Here is a 16,903-nt window from a genome sequence, read left to right as displayed (position 1 = left end):
AATCTCCTATAGTTAGTCAATGACCTTTTGCACCGCTTTGCGGTGCTTTCCTGGAAGAACAAAATGTCATATACACCGATGAGTGATCTCGGACAACAAGGGTTGTTCGACATCACTCGGACACTATTGCAGCAGCCCGATCTGGCCTCGCTGTGTGAGGCTCTTTCGCAATTGGTAAAGCGTTCTGCGCTCGCCGACAATGCAGCTATTGTGTTGTGGCAAGCGCAGACTCAACGTGCGTCTTATTACGCGTCGCGTGAAAAAGACACCCCCATAAATTATGAAGACGAAACTGTTCTGGCACACGGTCCGGTGCGCAGCATTTTGTCGCGCCCTGATACACTGCATTGCAGTTACGAAGAATTTTGTGAAACCTGGCCGCAGCTGGCCGCTGGTGGGCTATACCCCAAATTTGGTCACTATTGCCTGATGCCACTGGCGGCGGAAGGGCATATTTTTGGTGGCTGTGAATTTATTCGTTATGACGATCGCCCGTGGAGTGAAAAAGAGTTCAATCGCCTGCAAACTTTTACGCAGATCATTTCTGTCGTCACCGAACAAATCCAGAGCCGCGTCGTCAATAATGTCGACTATGAGTTGTTATGCCGGGAACGCGATAACTTCCGCATCCTGGTTGCCATCACCAACGCGGTGCTTTCTCGCCTGGATATGGACGAACTGGTCAGCGAAGTCGCCAAAGAAATCCATTACTATTTCGACATTGACGATATCAGCATCGTCTTACGCAGCCACCGTAAAAACAAACTCAACATCTACTCCACTCACTATCTTGATAAACAGCATCCCGCTCACGAACAGAGCGAAGTCGATGAAGCTGGAACCCTCACCGAACGCGTGTTTAAAAGCAAAGAGATGCTGCTGATTAATCTCCACGAACGAGATAATTTAGCCCCCTACGAACGCATGTTGTTCGACACCTGGGGCAACCAGATTCAAACCTTGTGCCTGTTACCGCTGATGTCTGGCGACACCATGCTGGGCGTGCTGAAACTGGCGCAATGCGAAGAGAAAGTGTTTACCACGACCAATCTGAATTTACTGCGCCAGATTGCTGAACGTGTGGCAATCGCTGTCGATAACGCCCTTGCCTATCAGGAAATTCATCGTCTGAAAGAACGACTGGTTGATGAAAATCTCGCCCTGACCGAGCAGCTCAACAATGTTGATAGTGAATTTGGCGAGATTATTGGTCGCAGTGAAGCCATGTACAGCGTGCTTAAACAAGTTGAAATGGTGGCACAAAGTGACAGTACAGTTCTGATCCTCGGTGAAACTGGCACTGGTAAAGAGCTGATTGCCCGCGCGATCCATAATCTCAGTGGGCGTAATAATCGCCGCATGGTAAAAATGAACTGCGCGGCGATGCCTGCCGGATTGTTGGAAAGCGATCTGTTTGGCCATGAGCGTGGTGCGTTTACCGGAGCCAGCGCCCAGCGTATCGGTCGTTTTGAACTGGCGGATAAAAGCTCCCTGTTCCTCGATGAAGTGGGTGATATGCCGCTGGAGTTACAACCGAAGTTGCTGCGTGTATTACAGGAACAGGAGTTTGAACGTCTCGGCAGTAATAAAATTATACAGACGGACGTGCGTTTAATTGCCGCGACTAACCGCGATCTGAAAAAAATGGTTGCCGACCGCGAGTTCCGTAGCGATCTCTATTACCGTCTGAACGTATTCCCGATCCACCTGCCGCCACTACGCGAGCGTCCGGAAGATATTCCGCTGCTGGCGAAAGCCTTTACTTTTAAAATTGCCCGCCGTCTGGGGCGTAATATCGACAGCATTCCTGCCGAAACATTGCGCGCGTTGAGCAATATGGAGTGGCCAGGTAACGTACGCGAGCTGGAAAACGTCATTGAGCGCGCGGTATTGCTAACACGCGGCAACGTGCTGCAGCTGTCATTGCCTGATATTGCTTTACCGGAACCTAAAACGCCGCCGGCTACAACTGTCGTCGCTCAGGAGGGCGAAGATGAATATCAGCTAATTGTGCGTGTATTAAAAGAGACTAACGGCGTGGTTGCCGGGCCGAAAGGCGCGGCGCAACGTCTGGGACTAAAACGCACCACACTGCTTTCACGGATGAAACGACTGGGGATTGATAAATCGGCATTGGTTTAACTGCATGAGGTGCCGGACAGATCTGCCTGTCCGGTATACTATTCACGAGGTTTTTTCGGGCGATATTTTTCTGGCAACTCCGGCACCGGACGCTTGTCATCGATGAGATGACGCACGGTTAAGATCGGATGACGCCACAGCATTCTCGGCCCGGCCCAACGCATAATCTGTTTCATCTCTTCACGCTTTGCAGGCTGGTAACAGTGCACCGGACACTGCTTACAGGCGGGTTTGTCTTCGCCGAACACACATTTATCCAGCCGCTTTTGCGCGTAAGCAAACAACGCCTCGTAATGCTCCGGCTCTGCTGACGCCTGCGGGCATTTCGCTTGATAAAGATCGATCATTTTTTTAATCGTCAGTTTTTCACGAGAGATACGCTTGCCGGACATGCTGCCTCCATACTCTTAAGGTGCATTTATATTACAACTTAATTTTAAAGGGGACTATGTCTCTGAAGGAGGAGGTTTCTTCAACCGATGAATTTTGCGATCTTGTTTCATCGTCATCACGCAAAAGCTGCAAAGCAGCATTTTTCGCGGAACCGACATCAAGAACTCGCCGTTCGCTTCTTCCCCTGAAATGATTAACTCCGGTATCATGTGCGCCTTATGTGATTACAACGAAAATAAAAATCATCACACCCCATTTAATATCAGGGAACCGGACATAACCCCATGAGTGCAATAGAAAATTTTGACGCCCATACGCCAATGATGCAGCAGTATCTCAAGCTGAAAGCCCAGCATCCGGAGATCCTGCTGTTCTACCGGATGGGTGACTTTTACGAACTGTTTTATGACGACGCAAAACGTGCGTCACAACTGCTGGATATTTCACTGACCAAACGCGGCGCTTCAGCGGGAGAGCCGATCCCGATGGCGGGGATTCCCTACCATGCGGTGGAAAACTATCTCGCCAAACTGGTGAATCAGGGCGAGTCCGTTGCTATTTGTGAACAGATTGGCGATCCGGCGACCAGCAAAGGGCCGGTCGAGCGCAAAGTTGTGCGTATCGTTACGCCGGGCACCATCAGCGATGAAGCGCTGTTGCAGGAACGTCAGGACAACCTGCTGGCGGCTATCTGGCAGGACAGCAAAGGATTCGGCTATGCGACGCTGGATATCAGTTCTGGTCGTTTTCGCCTGAGCGAACCGGCTGACCGCGAAACGATGGCGGCAGAACTGCAACGCACTAATCCGGCGGAACTGCTGTATGCAGAAGATTTTGCTGAAATGTCGCTGATTGAAGGTCGTCGCGGCTTGCGCCGTCGCCCGCTGTGGGAGTTTGAAATCGACACCGCGCGCCAGCAGTTGAATCTACAATTTGGCACTCGCGATCTGGTCGGTTTTGGCGTCGAGAACGCGCCGCGCGGACTTTGTGCCGCCGGTTGTCTGTTGCAGTATGCGAAAGATACGCAACGTACGACTCTGCCGCATATTCGTTCTATCACTATGGAACGTGAGCAGGACAGCATCATTATGGATGCCGCGACGCGTCGTAACCTGGAAATTACCCAGAACCTGGCGGGCGGTGCGGAAAACACACTGGCTTCCGTGCTCGACTGCACTGTAACGCCGATGGGGAGTCGAATGCTGAAACGCTGGCTGCATATGCCAGTGCGCGATACCCGCGTGTTGCTTGAGCGCCAGCAAACTATTGGCGCATTGCAGGATTTCACCGCTGAGCTGCAGCCGGTACTGCGTCAGGTCGGCGACCTGGAACGTATTCTGGCACGTCTGGCTTTACGGACTGCCCGCCCACGCGATCTGGCCCGTATGCGTCACGCTTTCCAGCAACTGCCGGAGCTGCGTGCACAGTTAGAAAATGTCGCTAGTGCACCGGTACAGGCGCTGCGTGAGAAAATGGGCGAGTTTGCCGAGCTGCGCGATCTGCTGGAGCGAGCAATCATCGACACACCGCCGGTGCTGGTACGCGACGGTGGTGTTATCGCATCAGGCTATAACGAAGAGCTGGATGAGTGGCGAGCGCTGGCTGACGGCGCGACAGATTATCTGGAGCGTCTGGAAGTTCGCGAGCGTAAACGTACCGGCCTGGACACGCTGAAAGTCGGCTTTAACGCGGTGCATGGTTATTACATTCAGATTAGCCGTGGACAAAGCCATCTGGCACCCATCAACTATATGCGTCGTCAGACGCTGAAAAACGCCGAACGCTACATTATTCCAGAGCTAAAAGAGTATGAAGACAAAGTACTCACCTCGAAAGGTAAAGCGCTGGCACTGGAAAAACAGCTTTATGAAGAGTTGTTCGACCTGCTGTTGCCGCATCTGGAGGCGTTGCAACAGAGCGCGAGCGCACTGGCAGAACTCGACGTACTGGTGAACCTGGCGGAACGGGCCTATACCCTGAACTACACCTGCCCGACCTTCATTGATAAACCGGGTATTCGCATTACCGAAGGTCGCCATCCGGTAGTTGAACAGGTACTGAATGAGCCGTTTATCGCTAACCCGCTGAACCTGTCGCCGCAGCGTCGCATGTTGATCATCACCGGTCCGAACATGGGCGGTAAAAGTACCTATATGCGCCAGACCGCACTGATTGCGCTGATGGCCTATATCGGCAGCTACGTACCGGCGCAAAAAGTCGAGATTGGCCCGATTGACCGTATCTTTACCCGTGTGGGCGCGGCTGACGATCTGGCATCCGGGCGTTCAACCTTTATGGTGGAGATGACCGAAACCGCTAATATTCTGCATAACGCCACGGAGTACAGCCTGGTGTTGATGGATGAGATTGGGCGCGGAACGTCCACTTACGATGGTCTGTCGCTGGCATGGGCGTGCGCTGAAAATCTGGCGAATAAGATTAAAGCGTTGACGTTGTTTGCTACCCACTACTTTGAACTGACTCAACTGCCGGAGAAAATGGAAGGCGTCGCCAACGTGCATCTTGATGCGCTGGAGCACGGCGATACCATTGCCTTTATGCACAGTGTGCAGGATGGCGCGGCGAGCAAAAGCTACGGCCTGGCGGTTGCTGCTCTGGCGGGCGTGCCAAAAGAGGTGATTAAGCGCGCACGGCAAAAACTGCGTGAGCTGGAAAGCATTTCGCCGAACGCCGCCGCTACACAGGTTGATGGTACGCAGATGTCCCTGCTTTCTGCGCCAGAAGAAACGTCGCCAGCGGTCGAAGCGCTGGAAAATCTTGACCCGGATTCACTGACCCCGCGTCAGGCGCTGGAATGGATTTATCGCTTGAAGAGTCTGGTGTAATAACAATTCCCGATAGTTTTTTGCTATCGGGAATATTAACGACAACTGACGAATCAAATAAAAATACCCTGTATAATAGGAAATCTTATTTTACAGGGTAAAACCATGCCATCTACACGCTATCAAAAAATTAATGCCCATCACTGTCGCCATATATGGGCCGTTGGTGATATTCATGGTGACTATCAATTATTACAATCCCGCTTACATCAACTCTCTTTTTGCCCTGAAACCGACTTACTTATTTCTGTCGGCGATAATATTGATCGTGGGCCGGAGAGTCTTAACGTGCTGCGCCTGCTAAACCAGCCCTGGTTTACATCGGTTAAAGGCAACCATGAAGCGATGGCGTTGGATGCGTTCGCGACCGGCGATGGCAATATGTGGCTTGCCAGCGGTGGCGACTGGTTCTTTGAGTTAAGTGATACGGAACAAAAAGAAGCAATAGACCTGTTGCTACGTTTTCATAATCTTCCACATATTGTTGAAATCACTAACGACATAATAAAATATGTCATCGCGCATGCAGATTATCCGGGGAATGAATATCTCTTTGGCAAAGAAATAGCGGAGAGAGAATTACTCTGGCCTGTTGATCGCGTACTGAAATCGCTCAAAGGCGAGTTACAGGAAATAAACGGCGCCGACTGCTTTATCTTCGGACATATGATGTTTGATAACATCCAGACATTCGCCAACCAGGTATATATTGATACCGGATCGCCGGAAAGCGGGCGGCTGTCGTTTTATAAAATCAAATAACGTGGCCGGGTAAAGCAAAGCCTCTACCCGGCCCTTTTTTATTAGCGCTTATCTGCCGCCAGCAGCGGCGGAATGCTCGGCACCATCGGTGCGTCATCAATATCTTTTTGAGTCATACGGAACGCTTGCGGGTAATGTTCGCGGCTGGTGCGACGTAGCGGTTCGGTATCGCGCCAGGTATAAAGGCAGTGCTGGCACTGGTAGACCGTCCAGACATCTTTCACTGGCGATTTCGCCATCACTTCAATCTGTTCATCGGCACAACGTGGACAAATCATCTTGTTCTCCTTATTTACGTGCGGCCAGCATAGCGGTCAGTTTTTCAGCCCAGGCTTTGGTTTCCGGTAAGTCCACCACCGGCTGGCTGTAGTGACCACGGTTGTCCGGGGCGACAGGCGTGGTGGCGTCGATAATCAGCTTATCGGTGATCCCCGCCGGGCTTGAGCCTGGGTCGAGTTCCAGCACGGACATATTTGGCAGTTGCACCAGATCGCCTGCCGGGTTCACTTTCGACGAGAGCGCCCACATCACCTGCGGCAGGTTGAACGGGTCAACGTCTTCATCGACCATAATCACCATCTTCACATAACCCAGACCGTGCGGCGTGGTCATCGCACGCAGGCCCACTGCGCGGGCAAAGCCGCCATAGCGTTTTTTGGTGGAGATAATCGCCAGCAGGCCGTGGGTGTACATAGCGTTCACCGCCTGCACTTCCGGGAACTCGGCTTTTAACTGCTGGTAAAGCGGCACGCAGGTGGCAGGCCCCATCAGGTAGTCAATTTCGGTCCACGGCATGCCGAGATAGAGCGATTCAAAAATCGGTTTGGTGCGGTAAGAGACTTTATCGATGCGCACTACGGTCATGTTGCGCCCGCCGGAGTAGTGGCCGGTAAATTCACCGAACGGCCCTTCAATCTCGCGTTTACGGCTTTCGATTACCCCTTCGAGGATCACCTCCGAGCCCCACGGCACATCAAAACCGGTCAGCGGGGCGGTGGCGATCGGGTACGGGCTTTCGCGTAGCGCGCCCGCCATTTCGTACTCTGATTGATCGTATTTCAGCGGGGTGGCGCCCATCAGGGTGATGATCGGATCGTTACCCAGCGTGATGGCAATTGGCAAATCTTCACCACGTTCTTCCGCTTTATGCAGATGCAGGGCGATATCGTGCATCGGCACCGGTTGCAGGCCGAGCTTACGCTTACCCTTCACTTCCATGCGATAGATGCCGACGTTCTGCTTGCCGAAGTTATCCGGGTCGAGCGGATCGCGGGAAACCACGCAGGCTTTGTCGAGATAGAAACCGCCATCGCCATCGTTTAAACGAAACAGCGGCAGGATATTGAACAAATTGATCTCGTCGCCATCGACGGTGTTCTGCGCCCAGGCAGGATTCGCACGGCGCTCCGGGGCTATCGGGAAGTTATCCCAGCGGCGGATAAACTCATCAATCTGTTTTTTAACCGGGGTGTTTGGCGGCAGGCCGAGGGAAATTGCGTGGTTCTGCCAGGAACCGATGGTGTTCATTGCAACGCGGGCATCGATAAAGCCGCGAATATTATCAAACCACAGCGCGGGCGCGCCGTCGCCGATACGCCCGGTGGCGTTGGCAGCGGCTGCCAGATCCGGTTCCGCGTTCACCTCTTCGCTGATTTTCAGTAACTGGCCGTGGTCATCAAGCGCCTGTAAGAAGCTGCGTAAATCATCAAATGCCATTATTCATTCTCCTGAGAAAAATTCCGGGCCTGCGGCAACCCTTGCCAGCGCCTGGCGTGAGGATGTTCGAGGCCAAATTGATCCAGCACGCGGGCTACCACGTGGTGGACAATGTCATCTACCGTTTCGGGATGGTTATAAAAGGCAGGCATCGGCGGCACCATCGCCACGCCCATGTGCGAAAGCGCGAGCATATTTTCGAGATGGATGGTGCTAAGCGGCATTTCACGCGGCACCAGCACCAGTTTGCGGCCTTCTTTGAGCACGACGTCCGCCGCGCGCCCTACGAGACCATCGGCGTAACCAGCGCGGATACCGGCGAGCGTTTTCATACTGCATGGAATAACGATCATGCCGTCGGTACGAAAGGAGCCGGAAGAGATGGTCGCAGCCTGATCCGCCGGGTTATGGCTGAAGTCAGCGAGGGCGGCAACATCGCGAGCGCTGTAAGGCGTTTCCAGTTCAATAGTGGTTTTCGCCCACTTCGACATCACCAGATGAGTCTCGACATTCGGCATCTCCCGCAGCGCTTGCAGTAATGCCACACCAAGAGGCGCACCGGTAGCCCCTGTCATCCCGACGATCAGTTTCATTGCTTACTCTCTTAATTGTTCGTATACGAACGTTATTATTAACATACTCCTTCATTTCCACAGCGGCAAGGATTGAAAAGTAACAACATCTTCTTCGTCACTGAAAAACCGCTATGATAGCGACAGAGAATTAGCCCGGAGTTTACATGGCGTTACGAAATAAAGCGTTCCATCAGTTACGACAGCTTTTTCAGCAGCATACGGCCCGCTGGCAGCACGAGTTACCTGACCTGACCAAACCACAGTACGCGGTGATGCGCGCCATTGCTGATAAACCTGGTATCGAACAGGTGGCACTGATGGAAGCAGCCGTCAGCACCAAAGCAACGCTGGCAGAAATGTTGGCAAGAATGGAAAATCGTGGCTTAGTCAGACGTGAACATGACACCGCTGATAAGCGGCGACGCTTTGTCTGGCTGACTGCCGAAGGAGAAAAGGTACTTGCTGCGGCGATACCGATTGGCGACAGTGTGGATGAGGAATTTTTGGGGCGTTTGAGTGGAGAAGAGCAGGAGCTGTTTATGCAGCTGGTGCGCAAGATGATGGTGTGAAAGTTCCCGCAGTAAATACCGAGGATTCCCCACCTATCAGCACAGAGCCGGATTACGAAGCCTGGATGGGCTTGACGACGTTCCCCACGCCATAAGGGCACTATCCCTTCTGGCTCTGGTAATTAATCAAACTTGTGACCTTTTCCAGCCAACACCAGGAATAACCATGGTAAACATTGAGGTACATATTTATACTTACCAAACTAATAGAATAAAAACGAAATCATTTTCAACCTTACGACATTGGTTTGGTATATTTAATGACTCCTATTCAACTTCCTCGCCCTGTGTTATTTCTTGATTTTTTTGTTCGGGAAGTCAGTTTTCAAGGCAAAGGAACTGTTCGTACAACACTGCCCGCTGATGCGTTTTTCTATACTGGCGAATCAAAAGCAACGTCTTATCTTTATTGGCAGCAAAACAGTCATGCTGCACAGCAAATGGGTATCAACCGTTGGCAAAAAAAACACCTGACATCAATACCGCGCTTACTCTCTTTTATTGATGAACGCCCCGTAATTTCCACCTTAGCAGTAGACCAGGGCAAGGATCAGCTCTGGTTCAAACCCGATATTGCCGTAATTGCCAATATTGGCCATGAATTTCTTCATGAAAATACCTGGTTTCGCACACCAGATGAGGTTGTGACACATCACTATTGCGGAAAAGAAGACTGTTTTCGTTACGTTAATTTGCATGAAATTCTTCCCTGGGGATTCTTCGGCCCGATATTGGATGTTGATGATGCGGGGATAATATGGCGCAGTGGCACAACGCCATGGCCGGTAAAACTTATTGCACCAGGCGAAACTCACTGCCATCTCTGGAGAACAACGGAAACCACTCACAAAAAACCAAATCGCAATATGGTGATGTTTATTAAAAACTACGGACTACATCAGACTGTACGATGTGTCACGCCAATGGACGCGGGACAATACGATAGTAGTCATCTATGCCGGGAAAAATTTACCGTCAGAGATGGACGTTACCATCAACGTGTAGATTAAGCTGACAAAAGAAAAAGGCCAGCCTCGCTTGAGACTGGCCTTTCTGACAGATGCTTACTTATTCGCGGAACAGCGCTTCGATATTCAGCCCCTGCGTTTGCAGGATTTCGCGCAAACGGCGCAGGCCTTCAACCTGAATCTGGCGAACACGTTCACGGGTGAGGCCAATTTCACGACCTACATCTTCCAGTGTTGCCGCTTCGTACCCCAGCAAACCGAATCGACGTGCCAGCACTTCACGCTGTTTGGCGTTCAGCTCGAACAGCCATTTGACGATGCTTTGTTTCATATCGTCATCTTGCGTGGTATCTTCCGGGCCGTTTTCTTTTTCATCGGCCAGGATGTCCAGCAACGCTTTTTCGGAATCTCCACCCAGCGGGGTGTCTACCGAGGTAATGCGCTCGTTAAGACGAAGCATACGGCTGACGTCATCAACTGGCTTATCCAGCTGCTCTGCGATCTCTTCCGCACTTGGTTCGTGGTCCAGCTTATGGGACAACTCACGTGCGGTTCGCAGGTAAACGTTCAGCTCCTTTACGATGTGAATCGGCAAACGAATAGTACGGGTTTGGTTCATAATCGCCCGTTCGATCGTCTGGCGAATCCACCAGGTTGCGTATGTTGAGAAGCGGAAACCACGTTCCGGGTCAAACTTCTCTACCGCGCGGATCAGCCCCAGGTTGCCCTCTTCGATAAGATCCAGCAAAGCCAGACCACGATTGCCATAACGGCGGGCAATTTTTACCACCAGACGCAAGTTACTCTCGATCATCCGGCGGCGGGAGGCAACATCTCCTCGCAGTGCGCGACGCGCAAAATAAACTTCTTCTTCGGCCGTTAACAGTGGTGAATAACCAATCTCACCAAGGTAAAGCTGAGTCGCGTCCAACACACGCTGTGTGGCCCCTTGCGATAACAGTTCCTCTTCGGCCAAATCGTTATCACTGGGTTCCTCTTCTACTAATACTAAGGCCTTTTCGTCAAAAACCTCAACTCCGTTCTCATCAAATTCCGCATCTTCATTTAAATCATGAACTTTCAGCGTATTCTGACTCATAAGGTGGCTCCTACCCGTGATCCCTTGACGGAACATTCAAGCAAAAGCCTGGTTCCGCCGATTTATCGCTGCGGCAAATAGCGCAGCGGGTTTACGGATTTCCCCTTGTAACGAATTTCAAAATGCAAGCGTGTTGAACTGGTTCCGGTGCTACCCATAGTCGCTATTTTTTGCCCCGCCTTCACTTCTTGTTGTTCCCGGACCAGCATTGTGTCGTTATGGGCGTAGGCACTCAGGTAATCATCATTATGTTTGATGATAATCAGATTACCGTAGCCGCGCAGCGCGTTACCGGCATAAACAACGCGGCCATCTGCGGTCGCGATAATTGCCTGTCCTTTGCTGCCTGCGATATCAATCCCCTTGTTGCCCCCCTCAGAAGCACCAAAGGTTTCGATCACTTTGCCCTCAGTCGGCCAGCGCCAGGTGGAGATAGGCGCACTGGTTGATGTACTGCTGACAGTCGGCTCGGTTGTGCTTGCTGTTGGTACCGTTACAGGCGCTGTGACCGTGGTCCCAGTTGGCTTATTGTTCGGCAACATTTTGTTAGCACTCTGTTCACCCGAAGACTCAGAATACGTAATTGTCGGTTGCGACGCAACAGCAACGGTGGAATTTTGTGCAGGCTTGATCACAACTCCTTGCTCTGCTGCATCGGCCTGGGTAATGGCATTTCCACCAGTGATTGGCGTACCGGAAGCATTACCCACCTGTAAGGTCTGACCTACATTCAGCGCGTATGGTGCCTGAATATTGTTGCGCTGAGCAAGGTCACGGAAATCATTGCCAGTAATCCAGGCGATATAGAAAAGTGTGTCGCCTTTTTTCACGGTATAGGTACTGCCGCTATAACTGCCTTTCGGAATGTTCCCATACTGACGGTTGTAGACGATGCGTCCGTTTTCCATCTGTACCGGCTGCTGAGCTACTGGCTGCACTGGCTGGATTTGCGGCTGCTGTGCAGATTGAATTTGTGGTTGTTGTACCGGCTGAATTTGCGGTTGCTGCGTTGTAGACGTCGTACCCATTTTCGGCGGCGGCGTAATCAACATACCAGAATTGGTGTTTGCAGACGCATTGCCATTAACGGAGCTGACCGGTGCCGGTGGATTTGAAGTGTCAGAACAGCCTGCCAGCCATAGCGAAACCAGTGACAAAGCCGCAATGCGGCGAACGGTGAATTTTGGGCTTCCCGCGCTCATTTATCCCCCAAGAAAAATTGGTTAATAACCAGTGACATAATTACCGTGCAAGGCACCATACTGAACACTGGAAAAGATGTTCACGATACGCTGACCTGCGGCAAAATAACCAGGAAAAATCCAGGTATTTCCTCACGTTTTAAGCCAGCTCACCCTTCACTAAAGGGACAAAGCGCACGGCCTCCACGGTATCGATAATAAATTCGCCTCCCCGACGACGCACCCGTTTCAAATACTGGTGCTCCTCCCCTACGGGTAAGACGAGAATCCCGCCTTCGTCCAGCTGCGTCATTAGCGCAGTTGGAATTTCCGGCGGTGCCGCCGTAACAATGATAGCGTCAAACGGCGCACGTGCCTGCCAACCTTGCCATCCATCGCCATGACGGGTTGAAACATTATGTAAATCAAGGTTTTTCAGGCGGCGACGCGCCTGCCACTGCAAGCCTTTAATACGTTCAACCGAGCAAACATGCTGAACAAGATGCGCCAGAATTGCCGTTTGATATCCCGAACCGGTGCCAATTTCCAGCACCCGCGACTGCGGCGTCAGCTCGAGTAATTCGGTCATTCGCGCCACCATATACGGCTGCGAAATTGTCTGCCCCTGACCTATCGGCAAGGCGATATTGTCCCAGGCTTTTTGTTCAAACGCTTCATCAACGAATTTTTCACGCGGCACGGCGGCAAGTGCATTCAGCACCTGCTCATCCTGAATACCTTGCGCACGTAATTGATCCAGAAGTGCTTGTACGCGTCTGCTTACCATTGCGTGCCAACTCCCACGCTGTTTAACCAGTCTGAAACCACATCTTGCGCGCTATGCGCAGTTAAATCCACATGCAGCGGCGTGATAGAGACATAGCCCTCATCGACCGCAGCAAAATCGGTCCCCGGACCGGCATCGCACTTACCACCCGGCGGGCCAATCCAGTACAGCGTATTGCCGCGCGGATCTTGCTGCGGGATCACCTGATCTGCCGGATGTCGGGTACCGCAGCGCGTAACGCGAATACCTTTGATTTGATCCAACGGTAAATCCGGTACGTTAATATTGAGAATACGCCCGGTGCGCAACGGCTCTTTACACAGAGCTCGCAAAATGGAACAGGTTACCACCGCGGCAGTGTCGTAATGTTTATGCCCGTCAAGCGAGACAGCAAGCGCCGGAAAGCCTAAATGACGGCCCTCCATCGCGGCGGCTACCGTACCGGAATAGATAACATCATCCCCCAGATTCGGCCCGGCGTTAATCCCCGACACAACAATGTCCGGGCGCGGACGCATCAGAGCATTCACGCCAAGATAGACGCAATCGGTCGGGGTTCCCATTTGCACAGCAATATCACCATTTTCAAAGGTAAACGTGCGCAAGGAGGATTCCAGTGTCAGAGAATTTGAAGCGCCGCTGCGGTTACGATCGGGGGCGACCACCTGAACGTCAGCAAACTCACGCAAGGCTTTCGCCAGCGTTTGTATACCGGGTGCATGTACCCCGTCATCATTACTCAGCAATATGCGCATAATCACCTGTTGTGTTGATAAGTTCCCTGACAACGCTGGTCGCAAAACTTCCCGCCGGAAGCCAGAAACGGATTTCTACGGTGACGTCATCCCACCAGTTCCAGCTTAATTGTTGCGGATACAGCAGCATCGCTCTGCGCGCGGCTTCAACTTTTTCGCGCACCAGTAAGGCTTGTAATTCAGTTTCTTCGGCGACAGCTGCTTGTTCGAATGCCAGCGCTTCACGCTGAGTTCCCCATTCGCCACTGCCCGGCAATGCAGCAGTAATCATCAGCTCTTTATCGTTGACGCGACGCTGTAATTCCGCCAGTTCTTCATTGGCGGCAACAAACCAGCTGCCACGTCCGGCTAATTGTAGCGCATCGCCGTCAACAACTTGATTAACGTCTGCTTTTTTGAGGCGCTCAGCAACAATCTGATTAAACAACGCACTGCGGGCTGCCGACAACCAAAAACTCCGTTTATTGCGATCACGCACCGGAGTATTGGTTTGCGCCCAGCGCAGCGCACCCTGCAAGTTGCTACCGCCAATCCCAAAACGTTGGGCACCAAAGTAGTTCGGTACACCTTTTACGCAAATATCGATCAGACGTTGTTCAACGTCATCACGATTGCTCACTTCGCGCAGAACCAGGGTAAAAGCGTTACCTTTCAGCGCCCCTAAACGCAGCTTACGCTTGTGCCGCGCATACTCCAGCACCTGACAACCTTCCAGTTGAAAAGCACTGAGATCGGGCATCTCTTTGCCTGGCACGCGAGCGCATAACCACTGTTCCGTAACAGCATGTTTGTCTTTTTGCCCAGCGAAGCTGACTTCACGGGCATGAATTTTCAGGAATTTCGCCAGTGCATCCGCCACAAAACGGGTATTACAGCCGTTTTTGAGGATTCTAACCAGAATATGCTCACCTTCACCATCAGGCTCAAAGCCCAAATCTTCCACCACCACAAAGTCTTCCGGATTGGCTTTCAGCAGCCCGGTACCTTGCGGTTTACCGTGGAGGTAAGTGAGATTATCAAACTCAATCATTTTGTTGCCTTAATGAGTAGCGCCACCGCTTCACAGGCAATCCCTTCCCCACGCCCGGTAAATCCTAATTTTTCCGTAGTAGTGGCTTTCACGTTAACATCATCCATATGGCAGCCGAGATCTTCGGCAATAAACACGCGCATTTGTGGAATATGCGGCAACATCTTCGGTGCCTGAGCGATGATAGTGACATCGACGTTACCGAGGGTATACCCCTTCGCCTGAATACGACGCCAGGCTTCGCGCAGCAATTCGCGGCTGTCGGCCCCTTTAAATGATGGATCGGTATCCGGGAACAGCTTGCCGATATCCCCCAACGCCGCTGCACCAAGCAATGCATCGGTCAGTGCATGTAACGCCACGTCGCCATCAGAATGCGCCAGCAACCCTTTTTCGTAAGGAATGCGTACGCCACCAATGATAATTGGGCCTTCACCGCCAAAGGCGTGTACGTCAAAACCGTGTCCAATTCGCATTATGTATTCTCCTGATGGATGGTTCGGGTGAGGTAAAACTCGGCCAGTGCCAAATCTTCCGGACGCGTGACTTTAATGTTATCCGCGCGGCCTTCAACCAACTGCGGATGGAATCCGCAATATTCCAGCGCCGAGGCTTCGTCGGTAATAGTCGCACCTTCATTTAAAGCGCGCGTCAGACAGTCATGTAACAGCTCACGAGGGAAAAATTGCGGCGTCAGCGCGTGCCATAAGCCGTTGCGATCAACGGTATGAGCAATGGCATTTTTGCCAGGTTCGGCACGTTTCATGGTATCGCGCACCGGTGCGGCGAGGATCCCCCCTGTGCGACTGGTTTCGCTCAACGCCAACAATCGCGCAAGGTCATCCTGATGCAGACAAGGACGAGCGGCGTCATGCACCAATACCCACTGCGCGCCGTCAGCGGCTTTCAGACCTGCCAGCACGGAATCGGCACGCTCATTACCGCCATCTACAACGGTGATTTGCGGATGATTCGCCAGAGGAAGTTGTGCAAAGCGGCTATCGCCAGGACTTATGGCAATGACGACACGAGTCACCCGGGGATGCGCCAGCAGCGCATGCACCGAGTGTTCAAGAATGGTTTGATTACCGATTGAGAGATATTGCTTAGGACATTCCGTTTGCATTCGACGGCCAAATCCGGCCGCCGGAACCACGGCGCAAACATCCAAATGAGTGGTTGCCATGTTAATTCCCGGGCTGATTTATCGAGTGTTTTGCCCCGCAGACTGTGCGCGTTTCGACGCGTCAGGCACCAGACGATAAAAAGTTTCGCCCGGCCTGGTCATGCTGAGTTCATTACGCGCACGCTCTTCGAGCGCCTCCTGGCCGCCATTGAGATCGTCAATTTCGGCAAAAAGTTGATCGTTTCGCGCTTTAAGTTTCGCGTTTGTAGCTTGCTGTGCCGCCACATCATCATTGACGCGGGTATAGTCATGTATACCGTTCTTACCGAACCACAGCGAATACTGTAACCAGACCAGAATAGCCAGCAACAGCAGCGTTAGTTTACCCATCCTGCCCCCTGAAAAACGGCATCATCATCCCATGCATCCGAAGACGACTCTACATCCTCTGTTGGGGATACCGCGACAACGCGGGCAAATGTACCACATTTGTCCATTGTTACGTATACCCAGGGCGTGCAGAACATAATCTCATTATTCGTTACGGTTTGAATTATGAACAGAGGAGACGGGAAAGTACAAATTAGCCCAGTAGCCACATAAACAGTGCGCCAAACATAATGCCGACTGTCACCAGGGTGAAAACAATACTGTAGCGTAGCTTTCCGTCCATCAATGAATGCAGCGCAATCCCCACCACCACCGCGACAGGCATCAGTGCCAGAAAGAAAGGCCAGGTGTAGATAAAGAAGAACAGCGTGTTAGAGCCATAAATCAACATCGGCATCGCCAGCGCAAATAACCAGGAGACAAAACCAACCACAGCACCTGGCAGTGACCATGTGGTTTCTTCATCCTCAGTAAGGCTGTCGTTATTTGTTAGTGTAATGTTATGGCTATTACGCATATTTGATCCTGTAACTTTGACGGACCGGGCATGGAAACCCGGTGGTG

18 protein-coding genes and 1 pseudogene are annotated in these 16,903 nt (G+C 51.9%); 5 read left to right on the top strand and 14 right to left on the bottom strand.

The window, feature by feature from the left end; genetic code table 11:
• The first annotated feature begins 63 nt into the window (after positions 1-63).
• Positions 64-2,142 carry a formate hydrogenlyase transcriptional activator FlhA gene (flhA, locus tag AABJ99_RS05450; protein ID WP_039021014.1) on the top strand — a complete coding sequence of 693 codons (2,079 nt, stop codon included), beginning with the start codon at positions 64-66 and terminating at the stop codon, positions 2,140-2,142.
• A 38-nt stretch (positions 2,143-2,180) separates the two neighbouring features.
• Here the strand turns inward: flhA and ygbA are convergent, their stop codons facing one another.
• Both ygbA and AABJ99_RS05440 read right to left on the bottom strand, forming a co-directional pair.
• Positions 2,181-2,534 carry a nitrous oxide-stimulated promoter family protein gene (gene ygbA, locus AABJ99_RS05445; protein WP_039021013.1) on the bottom strand — a complete coding sequence of 118 codons (354 nt, stop codon included), beginning with the start codon at positions 2,532-2,534 and terminating at the stop codon, positions 2,181-2,183.
• A 31-nt stretch (positions 2,535-2,565) separates the two neighbouring features.
• Positions 2,566-2,744 (bottom strand): annotated as a pseudogene (locus AABJ99_RS05440) (hypothetical protein).
• A 75-nt stretch (positions 2,745-2,819) separates the two neighbouring features.
• On the opposite strand from AABJ99_RS05440, the gene mutS reads away from it, so the two are divergent.
• Positions 2,820-5,381 carry a DNA mismatch repair protein MutS gene (gene mutS / locus AABJ99_RS05435; RefSeq protein ID WP_001272889.1) on the top strand — a complete coding sequence of 854 codons (2,562 nt, stop codon included), beginning with the start codon at positions 2,820-2,822 and terminating at the stop codon, positions 5,379-5,381.
• A 105-nt stretch (positions 5,382-5,486) separates the two neighbouring features.
• Positions 5,487-6,143 (top strand): protein-serine/threonine phosphatase, encoded by a 657-nt coding sequence (pphB, locus tag AABJ99_RS05430; protein ID WP_001141283.1) that lies wholly within the window; start codon positions 5,487-5,489, stop codon positions 6,141-6,143.
• A 41-nt stretch (positions 6,144-6,184) separates the two neighbouring features.
• Here pphB and AABJ99_RS05425 read toward each other — a convergent pair whose 3' ends face one another.
• The 3 genes from AABJ99_RS05425 to AABJ99_RS05415 are packed head-to-tail and all read right to left on the bottom strand — an operon-like array spanning position 6,185 to position 8,452.
• Positions 6,185-6,421 carry a non-oxidative hydroxyarylic acid decarboxylases subunit D gene (locus tag AABJ99_RS05425; RefSeq protein ID WP_000562985.1) on the bottom strand — a complete coding sequence of 79 codons (237 nt, stop codon included), beginning with the start codon at positions 6,419-6,421 and terminating at the stop codon, positions 6,185-6,187.
• 10 nt (positions 6,422-6,431) lie between these two features.
• The gene (locus tag AABJ99_RS05420; protein WP_039021012.1) at positions 6,432-7,859 is read right to left on the bottom strand and encodes a non-oxidative hydroxyarylic acid decarboxylases subunit C; all 1,428 of its coding nucleotides are present in this window, start codon (positions 7,857-7,859) and stop codon (positions 6,432-6,434) included.
• Complete coding sequence (locus AABJ99_RS05415) at positions 7,859-8,452, bottom strand: non-oxidative hydroxyarylic acid decarboxylases subunit B (RefSeq protein WP_160523541.1); 594 nt, start codon at positions 8,450-8,452, stop codon at positions 7,859-7,861. Before AABJ99_RS05415 ends, AABJ99_RS05420 begins: the two co-directional genes overlap by 1 nt.
• Positions 8,453-8,598: 146 nt before the next feature.
• Here AABJ99_RS05415 and AABJ99_RS05410 point away from each other — a divergent pair, with 146 nt between their 5' ends.
• Positions 8,599-9,003 carry a MarR family winged helix-turn-helix transcriptional regulator gene (locus tag AABJ99_RS05410; RefSeq protein ID WP_001208081.1) on the top strand — a complete coding sequence of 135 codons (405 nt, stop codon included), beginning with the start codon at positions 8,599-8,601 and terminating at the stop codon, positions 9,001-9,003.
• Between the two features lie 260 nt (positions 9,004-9,263).
• Positions 9,264-10,013, top strand: coding sequence for a hypothetical protein (locus AABJ99_RS05405; RefSeq protein WP_148936340.1), 750 nt, complete (start codon positions 9,264-9,266; stop codon positions 10,011-10,013).
• A gap of 58 nt (positions 10,014-10,071) precedes the next feature.
• Here the strand turns inward: AABJ99_RS05405 and rpoS are convergent, their stop codons facing one another.
• From rpoS to ygbE, 9 genes are all read right to left on the bottom strand, one after another.
• The gene (gene rpoS / locus AABJ99_RS05400; protein ID WP_338387514.1) at positions 10,072-11,070 is read right to left on the bottom strand and encodes an RNA polymerase sigma factor RpoS; all 999 of its coding nucleotides are present in this window, start codon (positions 11,068-11,070) and stop codon (positions 10,072-10,074) included.
• A gap of 62 nt (positions 11,071-11,132) precedes the next feature.
• Positions 11,133-12,227, bottom strand: a complete 1,095-nt coding sequence (gene nlpD / locus AABJ99_RS05395; protein ID WP_308063818.1) for a murein hydrolase activator NlpD — start codon at positions 12,225-12,227, stop codon at positions 11,133-11,135.
• Between the two features lie 184 nt (positions 12,228-12,411).
• The gene (gene pcm / locus AABJ99_RS05390) at positions 12,412-13,038 is read right to left on the bottom strand and encodes a protein-L-isoaspartate O-methyltransferase (RefSeq protein WP_000254708.1); all 627 of its coding nucleotides are present in this window, start codon (positions 13,036-13,038) and stop codon (positions 12,412-12,414) included.
• A complete protein-coding gene (gene surE, locus AABJ99_RS05385) occupies positions 13,032-13,793 on the bottom strand; it encodes a 5'/3'-nucleotidase SurE (RefSeq protein WP_039021010.1) in 762 nt (253 codons plus the stop codon). The genes pcm and surE overlap by 7 nt, the downstream gene beginning before the upstream one ends.
• Positions 13,774-14,823 (bottom strand): tRNA pseudouridine(13) synthase TruD, encoded by a 1,050-nt coding sequence (gene truD, locus AABJ99_RS05380; RefSeq protein ID WP_039021009.1) that lies wholly within the window; start codon positions 14,821-14,823, stop codon positions 13,774-13,776. The genes surE and truD overlap by 20 nt, the downstream gene beginning before the upstream one ends.
• Positions 14,820-15,299, bottom strand: coding sequence for a 2-C-methyl-D-erythritol 2,4-cyclodiphosphate synthase (ispF, locus tag AABJ99_RS05375; RefSeq protein ID WP_001219246.1), 480 nt, complete (start codon positions 15,297-15,299; stop codon positions 14,820-14,822). Before ispF ends, truD begins: the two co-directional genes overlap by 4 nt.
• Entirely contained in the window at positions 15,299-16,009 is a 711-nt protein-coding gene (gene ispD / locus AABJ99_RS05370; RefSeq protein WP_032303660.1) for a 2-C-methyl-D-erythritol 4-phosphate cytidylyltransferase, read from the bottom strand. The genes ispF and ispD overlap by 1 nt, the downstream gene beginning before the upstream one ends.
• A gap of 18 nt (positions 16,010-16,027) precedes the next feature.
• Positions 16,028-16,339: a cell division protein FtsB gene (gene ftsB, locus AABJ99_RS05365; protein WP_000517477.1), complete on the bottom strand. Its 312-nt coding sequence runs from the start codon at positions 16,337-16,339 to the stop codon at positions 16,028-16,030.
• Between the two features lie 193 nt (positions 16,340-16,532).
• Complete coding sequence (ygbE, locus tag AABJ99_RS05360; protein ID WP_001246111.1) at positions 16,533-16,856, bottom strand: DUF3561 family protein; 324 nt, start codon at positions 16,854-16,856, stop codon at positions 16,533-16,535.
• Positions 16,857-16,903 lie beyond the last annotated feature (47 nt).

Source organism: Escherichia coli (genome assembly GCF_036503815.1).
GTDB lineage: Bacteria > Pseudomonadota > Gammaproteobacteria > Enterobacterales > Enterobacteriaceae > Escherichia > Escherichia coli_F.
This window is presented reverse-complemented; position numbering and strand designations above follow the sequence as displayed.

Excerpts from the sequence above, each read along its gene's own strand:
- flhA (WP_039021014.1), top strand. The coding sequence starts at position 64 with ATGTCATATACACCGATGAGTGATCTCGGACAACAAGGGTTGTTCGAC.
- truD (WP_039021009.1), bottom strand. The coding sequence starts at position 14,823 with ATGATTGAGTTTGATAATCTCACTTACCTCCACGGTAAACCGCAAGGT.
- ygbE (WP_001246111.1), bottom strand. The coding sequence starts at position 16,856 with ATGCGTAATAGCCATAACATTACACTAACAAATAACGACAGCCTTACT.
- ispD (WP_032303660.1), bottom strand. The coding sequence starts at position 16,009 with ATGGCAACCACTCATTTGGATGTTTGCGCCGTGGTTCCGGCGGCCGGA.
- pphB (WP_001141283.1), top strand. The coding sequence starts at position 5,487 with ATGCCATCTACACGCTATCAAAAAATTAATGCCCATCACTGTCGCCAT.
- mutS (WP_001272889.1), top strand. The coding sequence starts at position 2,820 with ATGAGTGCAATAGAAAATTTTGACGCCCATACGCCAATGATGCAGCAG.
- ispF (WP_001219246.1), bottom strand. The coding sequence starts at position 15,299 with ATGCGAATTGGACACGGTTTTGACGTACACGCCTTTGGCGGTGAAGGC.
- rpoS (WP_338387514.1), bottom strand. The coding sequence starts at position 11,070 with ATGAGTCAGAATACGCTGAAAGTTCATGATTTAAATGAAGATGCGGAA.
- AABJ99_RS05410 (WP_001208081.1), top strand. The coding sequence starts at position 8,599 with ATGGCGTTACGAAATAAAGCGTTCCATCAGTTACGACAGCTTTTTCAG.
- ygbA (WP_039021013.1), bottom strand. The coding sequence starts at position 2,534 with ATGTCCGGCAAGCGTATCTCTCGTGAAAAACTGACGATTAAAAAAATG.
- AABJ99_RS05415 (WP_160523541.1), bottom strand. The coding sequence starts at position 8,452 with ATGAAACTGATCGTCGGGATGACAGGGGCTACCGGTGCGCCTCTTGGT.
- surE (WP_039021010.1), bottom strand. The coding sequence starts at position 13,793 with ATGCGCATATTGCTGAGTAATGATGACGGGGTACATGCACCCGGTATA.
- pcm (WP_000254708.1), bottom strand. The coding sequence starts at position 13,038 with ATGGTAAGCAGACGCGTACAAGCACTTCTGGATCAATTACGTGCGCAA.
- AABJ99_RS05420 (WP_039021012.1), bottom strand. The coding sequence starts at position 7,859 with ATGGCATTTGATGATTTACGCAGCTTCTTACAGGCGCTTGATGACCAC.
- ftsB (WP_000517477.1), bottom strand. The coding sequence starts at position 16,339 with ATGGGTAAACTAACGCTGCTGTTGCTGGCTATTCTGGTCTGGTTACAG.
- AABJ99_RS05405 (WP_148936340.1), top strand. The coding sequence starts at position 9,264 with ATGACTCCTATTCAACTTCCTCGCCCTGTGTTATTTCTTGATTTTTTT.
- AABJ99_RS05425 (WP_000562985.1), bottom strand. The coding sequence starts at position 6,421 with ATGATTTGTCCACGTTGTGCCGATGAACAGATTGAAGTGATGGCGAAA.